Annotated in this window: 12 protein-coding genes; 4 read left to right on the plus strand and 8 right to left on the minus strand. The window is 44.2% G+C overall.

Features of this window, described 5'->3' with window-relative positions:
- Positions 1 to 194 precede the first annotated feature (194 nt).
- From F6J94_RS16925 to F6J94_RS16935, 3 genes are all read right to left on the minus strand, one after another.
- The gene (locus F6J94_RS16925) at positions 195 to 1,115 is read right to left on the minus strand and encodes an NAD(+) kinase (RefSeq protein WP_293021261.1); all 921 of its coding nucleotides are present in this window, start codon (positions 1,113 to 1,115) and stop codon (positions 195 to 197) included.
- A gap of 463 nt (positions 1,116 to 1,578) precedes the next feature.
- Complete coding sequence (locus F6J94_RS16930) at positions 1,579 to 2,040, minus strand: DM13 domain-containing protein (RefSeq protein ID WP_075901141.1); 462 nt, start codon at positions 2,038 to 2,040, stop codon at positions 1,579 to 1,581.
- Between the two features lie 163 nt (positions 2,041 to 2,203).
- A complete protein-coding gene (locus F6J94_RS16935) occupies positions 2,204 to 2,383 on the minus strand; it encodes a hypothetical protein (protein WP_293042418.1) in 180 nt (59 codons plus the stop codon).
- A gap of 135 nt (positions 2,384 to 2,518) precedes the next feature.
- Here F6J94_RS16935 and coaE point away from each other — a divergent pair, with 135 nt between their 5' ends.
- Positions 2,519 to 3,178: a dephospho-CoA kinase gene (coaE, locus tag F6J94_RS16940; protein WP_293042430.1), complete on the plus strand. Its 660-nt coding sequence runs from the start codon at positions 2,519 to 2,521 to the stop codon at positions 3,176 to 3,178.
- A 282-nt stretch (positions 3,179 to 3,460) separates the two neighbouring features.
- Here the strand turns inward: coaE and sir are convergent, their stop codons facing one another.
- The 5 genes from sir to F6J94_RS16965 form a co-directional block, all read right to left on the minus strand.
- On the minus strand, positions 3,461 to 5,413 hold the full coding sequence (gene sir / locus F6J94_RS16945) for a sulfite reductase, ferredoxin dependent (protein ID WP_293042433.1): 1,953 nt from the start codon (positions 5,411 to 5,413) through the stop codon (positions 3,461 to 3,463).
- 366 nt (positions 5,414 to 5,779) lie between these two features.
- Entirely contained in the window at positions 5,780 to 6,328 is a 549-nt protein-coding gene (locus F6J94_RS16950) for an outer membrane beta-barrel protein (RefSeq protein ID WP_293021252.1), read from the minus strand.
- A gap of 287 nt (positions 6,329 to 6,615) precedes the next feature.
- Positions 6,616 to 9,060: a DHH family phosphoesterase gene (locus tag F6J94_RS16955; RefSeq protein ID WP_293042451.1), complete on the minus strand. Its 2,445-nt coding sequence runs from the start codon at positions 9,058 to 9,060 to the stop codon at positions 6,616 to 6,618.
- A gap of 231 nt (positions 9,061 to 9,291) precedes the next feature.
- Entirely contained in the window at positions 9,292 to 9,900 is a 609-nt protein-coding gene (locus tag F6J94_RS16960; RefSeq protein ID WP_293042439.1) for a hypothetical protein, read from the minus strand.
- 217 nt (positions 9,901 to 10,117) lie between these two features.
- Positions 10,118 to 10,255, minus strand: a complete 138-nt coding sequence (locus tag F6J94_RS16965; RefSeq protein ID WP_293042442.1) for a hypothetical protein — start codon at positions 10,253 to 10,255, stop codon at positions 10,118 to 10,120.
- Between the two features lie 173 nt (positions 10,256 to 10,428).
- On the opposite strand from F6J94_RS16965, the gene F6J94_RS16970 reads away from it, so the two are divergent.
- From F6J94_RS16970 to F6J94_RS16980, 3 genes are all read left to right on the plus strand, one after another.
- Positions 10,429 to 10,950 (plus strand): DUF29 family protein, encoded by a 522-nt coding sequence (locus tag F6J94_RS16970; RefSeq protein WP_293021247.1) that lies wholly within the window; start codon positions 10,429 to 10,431, stop codon positions 10,948 to 10,950.
- 28 nt (positions 10,951 to 10,978) lie between these two features.
- Positions 10,979 to 11,728, plus strand: coding sequence for a Uma2 family endonuclease (locus F6J94_RS16975; RefSeq protein WP_293021246.1), 750 nt, complete (start codon positions 10,979 to 10,981; stop codon positions 11,726 to 11,728).
- Between the two features lie 134 nt (positions 11,729 to 11,862).
- A partial coding sequence (locus F6J94_RS16980; protein ID WP_293042445.1) for a Uma2 family endonuclease occupies positions 11,863 to 12,303 on the plus strand: 441 nt, incomplete at its 3' end.

The raw sequence follows: 12,303 nt of genomic DNA on the forward strand, positions 1-12,303 counted from the left end.
GTATCAAAATACACAATAGTTTCCGGGATAATTCTCCCCATTTCCCGCTCTTCCCCTCCTGGGAGGGGTTAGGGGTGGGTTCCGATTCCCGACTCCCGATTCCCGACTCCCGATTCCCGACTCCCGATCCAAATGTAAAAAACCTACCCCTGTGAGCCACACTCCCCACCCTACCCATTAACTAACAAGTTGACTCAATTGCGGTGGTTGTTACTGTAGGTGACTCTAGTACCAGCCCACTGAAGCTTATTCCTTAAGGTCTGGTAATAGGAATACTGTTCCCTTAGGATAATGAACTTAGCCTGACAATCTGCTCTACGCACGTCCACCCGTTGTCCAGGCCAAATAGAGGTTGCCAGCACACCATCCATCCAGAGTTTAGTGTTTAGCTCATAATCCCCCAAGGGCCAGATACTGACAACAGAACCAGAGGGGAGCACGAAAGGACGACTGGAAAGGCTCATCGGACAAATCGGTGCGACTGCGATCGCTTCAATCGAGTCGTGCAAAATTGGACCATTAGCAGAAACAGTATAGCCAGTGGAACCAGTGGGAGTCCCAACAATTAGTCCATCCCCTTGGTATTGATCCACTACTTCTCCATCAATTTCCATTTCCAAAATTGAGGTAATCATCCGATCGGCAGAGGCAGGTTTAATACACATTTCATTGAGTGCCAAAAAGCGATCGCTAACGGGTGTAATGTCAGTGCGGTTTCCCCCAAACACAGCCCCCTGTAACATCATCCGCCGCTGAACTGCATAGCGGTCTTCTAATAGTCGGTCCCAAACTTGCTCAGTGTCTTTAAATTCTTCGATGGGTTGGGTCAGAAATCCCAGATGACCTCCAACATTTACTGCCAAAATTGGTATTCCTTCCGGAGCCAGATGTCTTGCCGCTGCCAATACTGTCCCATCCCCCCCGAGAACCACTGCCAAATCAATGGCTTCGGTGGCAGAAGCTAAAAAGACTGGGTAGGGATTATCTTTCGCGCCACTTGGTCCGATCAGAACCCTGCACTGGCGTGCTTCCAACTCCCGAGCGCATTTTTCTGCGCAACGTTTTCCTTGGGAGTCTCCAGCTTTGTGAATAATAATGACTTGCTTTAGCTGCACGTTACTGTTCTGGCTTACCCCTAGTGTTCACTGTTATTCTAGAGCGTTCGATTAAGCGTTACCCGATCTTTGCGGGGAAATTGGGGAAATAATTTAATTGTCAAATAAATTGAATTGGCAAAAAGGCCTTTTCTTGATCAAGAAGACTACCAACTTGGGCTAACTATAACTAGAGACTGGGTCAAAGAGACTTAGTCAATAGCAGATTAACCCATGACAAACAGGGAACAGGGAACAGGGAGCAGGGAGCAGGGAACAGGGAGCAGGAAGCTTCGGAAAAATCCTGTGTACCTCATTAGGCTATAAACCGCTAGATGGGAGGCGTGACAGGTGTGGTAAGTGTGGGAAGATGGGGCGATGGAGCGATGGGGCGATGAGTAACTAGCTCCTTTTGACTGCCCTGCATCCCTACTCCCTACTCCCTACTCCCTACTCCCATTAACCCAGCAGGAAAGTACCTCTTTTACAGCGCAGCGTAACCAAAGGTGATGTCAAACCGACGACACCAAATTGCTACAGAGCCAAATTCGTTAAGATTCAAGTCGTCAGGAATAGCATAGCGTTGAGCACCACTGAATTGCTTGATTCGGGCGAGGGTTACATAGTCTTGTCCCCGAATTTTACGAGGTACACTGCTGTTCGGATACAGGAGTACATTCACATCGGGTCCACTACCAGTTTTAAAGGATTGATCGAATTCTAGATAGCGTTTACCATTTTCATTGACAATCTTTACATTTCCTTGAGTGCGATGCCCTCGATCAACGGTGATAAAGCTTCCTGTGGCGATAGTAGAGGCTATTCGTTGACTGACCAGAGCATTGTTTAAAGAGTTGTGTTTAACAACAGTTCTTTCTGCTTGCACAGCCGGAGTTGCTGCTGCCATTAACAATACGGATAAACCACCAACAATTAGACGTTTCATAACACTTCCTCCTAGTAATCAAAAATGAATTGAATCATTGCTTTAGTTGCTTAATTATTAGAATGAACTACCATTCTGAAATCACCCTAACGAATAAATGAAAGTTAGATGAGATTTAGAAAAGAAAACTGAAGCACTCAAAACTGACCAACTCAGCCTTAAGCTACTGTAGGGTGGATGAAGGGAAAGAAATGGCGTTGCTGAATCTTTGAATGAACAGGAGTAGAGCGGGCATCCTGCCCGCGCGAAAATAAGCATGAAACTGGCAAGATGCCAGTTCCACACAAGATGCCCATTCTACAGGTGCGACCCAAGGGCGATTTACTCGCCACGAGGCGCGCACCTACTCTTAAAATTATTCCATGATTAAGGAACGCCAAAGGAATTGCGCCGTAACCCACCACCTGGCAGCACGGATTTGTGACCAACAGGTGCGATCGCATCCTTGATCTCATAACCGATTTTATACTGAACGCCCATGAATCAAAAACGCATCATTGGTCTAACCGGTGGTATAGCCACGGGAAAAACCACCGTATCGAATTACCTAGCTGATACCTACAGGCTACCAATTTTAGATGCGGATATCTATGCCAGAGAAGCAGTACAACCAGATTCACCAATCCTGAAACAGATTTATCAGCGCTACGGTTTACAAGTGCAGCACAGTGACGGTACCCTGAACCGCAAACGCTTAGGAGAGATAATTTTTAGTAACCCAGCTGAGCGACAGTGGTTAGAGCAACAAATCCATCCTTATGTACGCGATCGCTTTCAATCTGAACTCGATACCTTTCTTGATGCAATAGCGAGTGGGGGAAACCCCCAAGACCGCGCTGCATCGCTAGTTGCTCCTACAGTTATCTTAGTCATCCCGTTACTATTTGAAGCTAAGATGACCGATTTAGTGACAGAAACTTGGGTAGTCAGCTGCTCACCAGAACAACAGCTCAGACGGATCCAGAAACGCGATCGCATCTCTAAAGAACAAGCTCAAGCCCGGATCAACAGCCAACTCCCCCTCCAGCAAAAAATAGCACTTGCTGATCTAGTTTTAGATAACTCCTCTACCCAAGAAGCTCTAATCCAACAAGTATCTACGGCCCTTGCTACCAATCGATATCATCCATATTTTTGAATTAAGAATGTAGAATTAAGAATTAAGAATTAAGAATTAAGAATTAAGAATTAAGAATTAAGAATTAAGAATTAAGAATTAAGAATTAAGAATTAAGAATTAAGAATTAAGAATTAAGAATTAAGAATTCTGCCTTCTGCCTTCTGCCTTCTGCCTTCTGCCTTCTGCCTTCTGCCTTCTACATTCTGCCTTCTACATTCTTCATTCTACATTCTTCATTCTTCATTCTACATTCTTCATTCTCCATTCTTCATTCTTCATTCTGCAAACCTGCTAACCTAGTTATGACAAATAAGCTTCCAGAGCTTCTGCTGCCAACTCTGTCATACTTTTCCCTTGGTTAGCAGCAGCTTCCTTAAGACGAGCATGGACTTCTTCCGGAATGCTAATTCGACGGCGATTTTTAGCAGTAGAAGATTTCTTAGCTGAGGATTTCTTACTTGCTAGCTTGGCATCTGGATTAACTATACCGCTACCTAGCTCATAGTTAGCAGAAAATTCCCTAAGGGCATCAAAGCCAATGCGATCGCAAAAATCCCCAAAACTCTCCTGAGGTTTGCGCTCTTCCCGAAACTGCACAAAAATTGGTTCAAAGAAAGATTCCAGCTCACTTTCTGGCATTTTCTGCACATAGGCTCGTGATAACCGAGTTTGATCTGGTGAAGCTCCCAGCCACACTTGATAAGCTTTTGGTGCACTACCGACAAATCCCAACTCTGCTATATACGGTCTAGCACAGCCATTAGGACAACCGGTCATTCGGATCACAAAATATTCCTTGTCTAACCCCAATTTGTCCAGCAGTAACCGAATCCGCTCAACCATGCCAGGGAGCGCCCGTTCTGATTCGGTAACCGCTAAACCACAGGTAGGTAAAGCTGGACAAGCCATGGAATAGCGCACTAACGGTTCAATTCCTTCTGGAGTAACTTGAATACCGTGCTGTTCTAGAATCTGATTCAAGGCTTGCTGGTGGGTGGGGTCAATCTCATAGAGAATTATATTGTGGTTAGCAGTAAGCCGCATCGGTAGGGCAAATTCTTCAGTAATTTTCCGCAGAGCTGTTTTGAGTCGGAAATTCCCTTCATCTTTGACCCGACCATTCTCAATCGATATCCCCAGGAATAGCTTTCCGTCTCCTTGTTCGTTCCAACCCAAATAATCTTCGTACTTAAATGGGGGTAAGGGCTTAAACGGTGCCAGGGTTTTACCGAAGTAGCTTTCTACTTTTTCCCGGAACTTCTCGACACCCCAATCATTGATTAGGTACTTCATTCTGGCATGACGGCGGTTTACGCGATCGCCATAATCCCGCTGGGTTGCCACAATTGCCTTAACCAAGTCATATATATCCTCTTTCTCCACATAGCAGATGTGGTCAGCTAGACGAGCAAAGGTCTCTTCCTTATTGTGGGTGCGACCCATACCCCCACCAGCCAGAACATTAAATCCCTCCAGTTCTCCCTGGTCGTTGGTAATTACCACCAACCCCACATCTTGGGTATAGATATCAATCGAGTTATCCCCGGGAACCGTTACGGAACACTTAAACTTCCGGGGCATATAGTGTTCCCCGTAAATTGGTTCCTCTTTGTCCTGGAAAATAGTACCATTACCATTGCGCTGCCGTGCTGCTTTCACCTCCGGAGCTTCCTCAGCACTAATTACCTTTTCCCCATCCAGCCAAATCTCGTAATAGGCACCAGTTTGAGGGGTAAGTAAGTCAGCAATCCGATCAGCATACTCCCAAGCATACTGATACTCTGGTCGATTTTTATATGGTGCTGGTGCAGCCATAACATTGCGGTTGAGGTCTCCACAAGCACCCAACGTTGACCCCATATTGCGGATAATTGCTGCAATTGTCGCTTTCAAATTCTTCTTGAGAATGCCATGAATCTGAAAACCCTGACGGGTCGTTACTCGTAGGGTATGGTTACCATACTCTTCTGACAACTGCTCTAGAGTCAGATAAAGCTCTGGTGGAATAAATCCTCCAGGATTGCGAGTGCGCAGCATCATCTGATAGTCTTTTTCCTGACCCTTGACCCGGTTATCTCGGTTGTCTTGCTGGTAAGACCCGTGAAACTTAAGAATTTGAATAGCGTCTTCTGTAAAATGAGTGGTATCCTGTAGCAATTCAGTTGCCACCGGCTCACGCAAGAAGTTACTGCGTTCTTTAATTCCTTCAATCTTAGAGGGTTTGCGGGCTTTAGGAGTCTGAGATACAACCATGGGTTCAACGGAGCAAAAAAGATGAATAAGTATAATTCCCGATAAATCGGTCGGGATTACGGTTAATGATTAGATCCTAATACTACCGTTACCGTTGCCCATTGGATCCATAACTTTAGAAATCCTAAAATTTCTCCAAATTCATTCATTGTCGTTCAATGAGATACCGGCAAAGAGGAAAGGAAAGAGTTGAAGGAAGGTTGAAGCGAGTAGATTGGCCAAAGCGAGTAGATGCACAAGAGGATTGTTGTCACCTCAGTTGAAGTATTTGACAGTTAATACTTCATCCTTTATACTTCATCCTTCATGCTTCATCCTTCATGCTTCATCCTTCATCCTTTCCCTTTGACAATGGACATACTAAGTTTAGAAACGGTAGCCTGCACCCAATTGAACACTGACAGACTCACCTGAACTATTTTCGTAAGCGTTAAGACCTACCTTAGTATTGCCGTAAACCAAAACATCCTTAGCAATTTGGCTTTCAGCACCCACGCCAAGCACCCAAGCATCTTGATTACCGATGGGTGTATTGTCTCCGTCATCTTCCACAAAAGAGTAACCAACACTAGCAAAAACATTAGTATTTTTAGCTACGCCTAGGTCAAAGGAAACACTAGGAATAATCGCCGTATTGTCATCATTGAAAAGAATATCACCTCTTAGAGAAACTGGAAGCTTTGAAGTTGTTAGACGAGTGGTAATATTACCACCAACATTTTGGTCATTCCCTTGTCCATCACTAGTTACACCGGCGGCCAGACCAACCCCAATGTAGCTAGCATCTGTACCTTTGACGCTGAGATCATCTGCTCCGGGATTAGCGGAAGCCATACTATTTCCTAGTAAAACGGGAGCAATTGTTGTAGCAGCCAAAGTAGAAATGGTGAAAATAGATTTCAGTAAACCTTGCATTGTTTATTTCCTCAAACTAGTTAATTTTTTGTTCCTTTCTCTACAAGTCGTTGGGAATAAACAAAAGGTTCCTCAGGTTATAAAAAAAAATCTAAATACTTGAAAAGCTTGAGATGACTTGAATCTGGCTAATCCGGATATAACTAGAAAAAAATTTGCTTAGTTTTAGACGCCCTAATTAGTTGATACTCTTTAAAAGAGAGTCGGTTTTATCAATTAATTTAATGTATGTGTTTTGTTAGTGGACTGTTTACTAGGTGTCACAGATTAGACAACTGCGGCGAAGTCTAATCTTGTTTGATACCAACCATGCCATATCCAGCAATGTTATATGCAGCAATGGTAGACAGAGGCACCTGGTAAAAATACTGACGTCGGAACTGTTCCTCCTCAATGGCAGCAAAAAATATTGCGTTCGCGCAGCGTGCGCGTAGCGCAATCGCATCATTTTCAGCAACATTCGTCCCATGGGAAGACCACTCTTTTGGATGCCAGCTTATTTGTACCCCGCAGTCCTGGTGGGAAACTTCAAAACCAATCGCTGATAGGGCATTCAGTCCTAACTCAACAGTGCGATCGCTTAAATCTAACTTCTCCTGCAATTGCACCAAAGTAGCCCATTGACCCGTGCGACTGAGGAACTTAGCAATTCCTAGCAACTTTTTCCAGGTGTCTTGGGCAGATAGTTGTTTAGGCCGTGGATATGCGATCGCTAATTGTCGTTCTGCCTGTATCGCTCTCCTACACCATACTTGTAACTCATCCCAACTCGTCGGACACTCATAAACCATTAGAGGAGTTAAACCTTCAACCTGTAACTCTTGTCCCCGACAATCTAAAATCCAATCGAGCTGATTAGAGACCTGTAAACAAGACTGCAAATAATTTTCCTGGCAAGGTTGCACCGCAACGAGGCGCACTTCTGGACGTTTTTCGTAATTATTATAGTCTAATTCCACAACAGCATTACATCTAACTTTAGGGACTTCATCCTGATAATGTCCCCACCAAATCCCAGGAAAACCCATACTCGTAGAGTCATCCCAAATTTCAAATTTAGTTTTAATATACTGTACTTTACGCCCTCTCAAATCCTTAGAGTTACGATTCCAAACCTGCTCAAACCAACAGTTTTTAATCAGCAATTTTGGCATAAGATTACCCATCCCACAAGGTTCCAGGTGTTTCAACTCATCAAATAGTGCTTTGCCCAACTCAGCAACCTTAACCACCAAATCCGCTTCTATAGCTGGCATCATCAAAGCACCCGTAGTCCCTAGTTTTTGTGCCAACTGCTGGTTAATCGCTTCCCTAAATAAACGAATATTATCCACTGGCAAACTCAACCCAGCCGCAAAAGGATGACCTCCGAAGCGATGCAACAAATGAGCTTGGGAATTGACTAATTCATAAAGATCAATATTATTAACAGAACGAGCCGAACCCCGTGCTATACTATAGGAGTGTTTATCCTCTAAACCTGCTTCTACCAGTTTGCTTTCTCTATCCCTACTTTCAGTACTTAACAAAACTGTACTTAACAAAATCGTCGGGCGTCCGTATTCCTGAGCAATTTGACCTGCTACTAAGCCTAAAACACCAACTGGCCATTGGGGATCTTCTAGGACAATTACATTAGTAGTAGACAGATCAAGTTGGGCAAGTTTATCCTTAACCTGCTTAGTAATATCTTTTTGTAAAGACATGCGGCGGGTATTAGCTAATTCCGTCTCTAAAGCCAGTTGCTCACAACGTTTCTCATCCTTACTAGTGAGTAACTCAACACAAAATGAAGCATCCCCTTGAATCCGACTTACAGCATTAATTCTCGGGCCAAGTCCGAAAGAAATATCAGTCGGGCGATCGCCACTGCGTTTACACAACTCTAACAATCGTGCTACACCAGGACGAGAGCGAGTTTTCAGTTGCTGCTTCAATTGTTCAATTCCCCGTTGTGCCAGGTAACGACAATCTCCAGATAATTCCACTAAATCCGCAATTAGACCAATTGCCACCAAATCCAGCAACGCCTCTAACCGTTGTTGGGGAATATTAGGTGAACGCTGATACATCGCTTCCACTAACTTATACGCCACCGCCACCCCAGACAAATGAAATAAAGGATGACTTTCAGCAAAATAGCGGGAATTGATGATAGAAACCACTGGCGGACGGTCATCTGGTAGAGTATGGTGGTCAGTGATAATCACATCCATTCCCAACTGGTGAGCATAATCAATTTCCCTCAGATTCGTGCTGCCAGTATCGCAGGTAACGATAAGTTTCACCCCAGCAGCATTCAGTTGGTCAATTCCTGGACAATTCAAACCATGGGATTCCGTCAGGCGATTGGGAATGTAGTAACTTAGCTGTTGGTGCTGCCAGAAAAACTGTCCCAGTCCTTCCCAGAGGACACTAGTAGCCGTGATTCCATCGGCATCAAAGTCCCCCCATATGGCTACTTTTTCCCCAGCCTCACGGGCTTGCCGTAGGCGTTTTACTGCCCATTTCATTTCCTGTCCAAAATCAAAAGGGCTGGTAGGTTGATACAAATCTGGATTGAGGAAACCAGCCAGTTGTTTCTCCTCTCGTATTCCCCGTTGCCACAGCAGTTGAGCAGCATAACCTCCCGAATAGCCATGAGTATGGGATTTGACAGCTTCGATGAACCACTGAGGAAAGTCAGGTGGCGGTAGGACTTGCCATTGGGATTGAGAAATGGATTCGGACATGGATTCTGACATGGATTCGGACATGAAGCTGATGTGCGATCGCTTATAGTTAGTCAAGTTAGTACAAAAATACTAACTTAATCAGACCGACCCATAACCAACTTTATCCAGAACTATTGTTTTGATGCAGTGGCTACTTTCTTGCTAGCATGCCTATTGCCTATTGCCTATTGCCTATTGCCTATTGCCTATTACCTATTGCCTCTTGCCTCTTGCCTTTTGCCTCTTGCCTCATAGATACTGCTTAAACGGATGTGCCAATATTCCCAGTATCAGATCAATTTCCTTAATATAATAGTCATCCAAATCAATAAACACCAATTGATTCACCAACTTGATAAACTTCCAATTTGTCCCAGTAGTTACAGCTCCATAGATAGCATCAATATCGTGATCCTGTTGTTGATTAAATCTCTGAGCTGCTACCATTTCCGCAATGCACTGTCCTAATCCCCCCTTAATATTTTCATTTTTTGCCTCCACTAGAGTGACAACTGGTGTCCGAATTTCATAGATTTCCTTAGAAGCAGTAAGAATATAATCACAGTATCCATTTAATCCAGTGCCTTTATCGACATTAAACTCAGTTCCAGAAAAAAAACCGATTTGGAAATCAAGCAGACGGCGCACTTCCAGTAAAACCGGAGCAATAACTAACTCAGAACGAGCTTTTTCGGTATTGATAGCATTCGCGAGCGGCAGATTTTCCTTAAGGGTTGTTTTCAAGTGATCACTCGGCTCGATCGGGGCAATATCCTTAAATACAGTATTCCCCTCATCAAGAAGGAGGTTAAACGCCGTTTGGACTTTGTAGATAGTTGTAAAGTCACTATATGCCATGATCTTTATTTATCATGTCTCCTATAGCAATCCTACTATCAAGTCTGGTTGAATACCCATAATTAAGGAGAGGGTGGGGAGACTCACAGGGGTAGGTTTTTTACATTTGGGTAAAACATGGGACTTAACCTCAGCACAGGAAAAGGAAAACAACGAAGAAGCGATGCATCGCTAAGTGACAAAACTGATGGTTCGATAAATTTGCCGAAAATCCCGACTATTCGTCGAAAATTCTCCCCATCTCCCCATTCCCCTCCTGGGAGGGGTTAGGGGTGGGTCCCCATCTCCCCATTCCCCTCCTGGGAGGGGTTAGGGGTGGGTCCCCATCTCCCCACACCTCCCACACTTCCCACACTTTCCCTATCTTCCCGATAGTGCCATCGGTTACATCCGTTACCCATTTTTTGCCCTGAAAGCTATTTTCCTAGCACCGTGCTATTGACTTTATTTAGTTAATATGCGTTCCAGATGACTTGTGCAGTTTCTTCGATAGGCTAAAGAGAACCATAAATCTGTGAGGACTGGGGTATGAGTCAGGAATTAATCGATCTCAGAATAAGTATCCTAGAGGGACGCTACGCAGATGCCTTAGCAATTGTAGATGAGTTGGAACAGATGACTAAACGCGCAACTGTGCATCAGATTGAATCCTATTTAAACAAGGCATTGATTAACTTGATTAAAAACCAAGTAGAGGAGCGTTTGACAAATTCTTGGGCAGCTTCAATTCGTGATTTCATTAGGGAAATCCAAAAACTGAATCTCAAAGATAACCAAAAATCTTATACTATCAATGCTGATCAATGGCAGTCATTGATTGACAATGAACTGGAGGCAGCAATTTCCACGGCGAGTGTGGAGGTTCTCAATGGTGCCTATACTCCAGCCCAACTTTCCAAACTATTAGATAGAGCTCAGCTCAGGCAAACAACTCAAGATTTGCTGGCCTTGACATACCTCTATTCAAAAAAGGATTTACCTTTATTTATTAATCAGTATTTAACTCAATTACCAGGAGGTTCCTATTGGAACCAAGATACACAACCATAAATCGAGTTATTCACAATCGACAATACCTATGACTTCTCTTCCTTATCCATCACAGCCACTAATTTCACCTCGGCAAACCTTGCCGACAATGTATGACTTACCCAGCGAAAATCCCAAAGAACCTGGTTTGCCTGACGAATTTCATTTTTTTCAACCCCTACTATTATTGTTAACCTTTGCCCCTGCCAACTCCAACCCAGAGTTAGTCTTTAGTGCTTGTGACCTCAATCTTTACTATGATCTCAACCATCCCGGTTGGTATAAGCGACCGGATTGGTTTGGTGTAGTAGGTGTGCCTCGGCTTTATGAAAGCAAAGACCTACGTTTAAGTTATGTCATCTGGCAAGAACAAGTCAGTCCATTTGTAGTGGTGGAGTTATTGTCTCCTGGCACCGAAGATGAAGATCATGGTCAAACCGTGAGCGCACCGGGAAAACCTCCGACTAAGTGGCAGGTTTATGAACAGATTTTGCGAGTACCTTACTATGTAATTTTTAGTCGCTATACCAATGAGTTACAAGGGTTTCATCTGGTTGGTGATCACTACAAACCCGCAGTGCTAAATCAGGACAGGTTACTGATGCCAGACTTGGGATTAAGTTTAGGGTTGTGGCATGGCAGTTTTCGCGATATCCCCCGATTATGGTTACGCTGGATGACCCTTGAGGGGAATTTAATTCCTCTAGCAAGCGAGGAGTTGGCACAAGCTCAGCAACGAGCAGAACGTTTGGCGGCGCGACTGCGTGAGTTAGGTATTAATCCAGACCAATTGGATTAAGTTGTTGTCTTAATGCAGTCGCGAATGGTTTCGGTTCTGTGTGAGGAACACCGCGATGTCTCCTTTCTCCTTTCTCCAAAGGAGACACTGCGCGAACACCAGACACATCGAGTTATTCACAATCGACAATACCTATGACTTCTCTTCCTTATCCATCACAGCCACTAATTTCACCTCGGCAAACCTTGCCGACAATGTATGACTTACCCAGCGAAAATCCCAAAGAACCTGGTTTGCCTGACGAATTTCATTTTTTTCAACCCCTACTATTATTGTTAACCTTTGCCCCTGCCAACTCCAACCCAGAGTTAGTCTTTAGTGCTTGTGACCTCAATCTTTACTATGATCTCAACCATCCCGGTTGGTATAAGCGACCGGATTGGTTTGGTGTAGTAGGTGTGCCTCGGCTTTATGAAAGCAAAGACCTACGTTTAAGTTATGTCATCTGGCAAGAACAAGTCAGTCCATTTGTAGTGGTGGAGTTATTGTCTCCTGGCACCGAAGATGAAGATCATGGTCAAACCGTGAGCGCACCGGGAAAACCTCCGACTAAGTGGCAGGTTTATGAACAGATT

The sequence above is a fragment of the Moorena sp. SIO1F2 genome, from assembly GCF_010672755.1.
GTDB lineage: Bacteria > Cyanobacteriota > Cyanobacteriia > Cyanobacteriales > Coleofasciculaceae > Moorena.

Coding starts and splice junctions, on each gene's coding strand:
- sir (WP_293042433.1), bottom strand. CDS start 5,413: ATGGTTGTATCTCAGACTCCTAAAGCCCGCAAACCCTCTAAGATTGAA.
- F6J94_RS16960 (WP_293042439.1), bottom strand. CDS start 9,900: ATGGCATATAGTGACTTTACAACTATCTACAAAGTCCAAACGGCGTTT.
- coaE (WP_293042430.1), top strand. CDS start 2,519: ATGAATCAAAAACGCATCATTGGTCTAACCGGTGGTATAGCCACGGGA.
- F6J94_RS16955 (WP_293042451.1), bottom strand. CDS start 9,060: ATGTCCGAATCCATTTCTCAATCCCAATGGCAAGTCCTACCGCCACCT.
- F6J94_RS16950 (WP_293021252.1), bottom strand. CDS start 6,328: ATGCAAGGTTTACTGAAATCTATTTTCACCATTTCTACTTTGGCTGCT.
- F6J94_RS16970 (WP_293021247.1), top strand. CDS start 10,429: ATGAGTCAGGAATTAATCGATCTCAGAATAAGTATCCTAGAGGGACGC.
- F6J94_RS16975 (WP_293021246.1), top strand. CDS start 10,979: ATGACTTCTCTTCCTTATCCATCACAGCCACTAATTTCACCTCGGCAA.
- F6J94_RS16930 (WP_075901141.1), bottom strand. CDS start 2,040: ATGAAACGTCTAATTGTTGGTGGTTTATCCGTATTGTTAATGGCAGCA.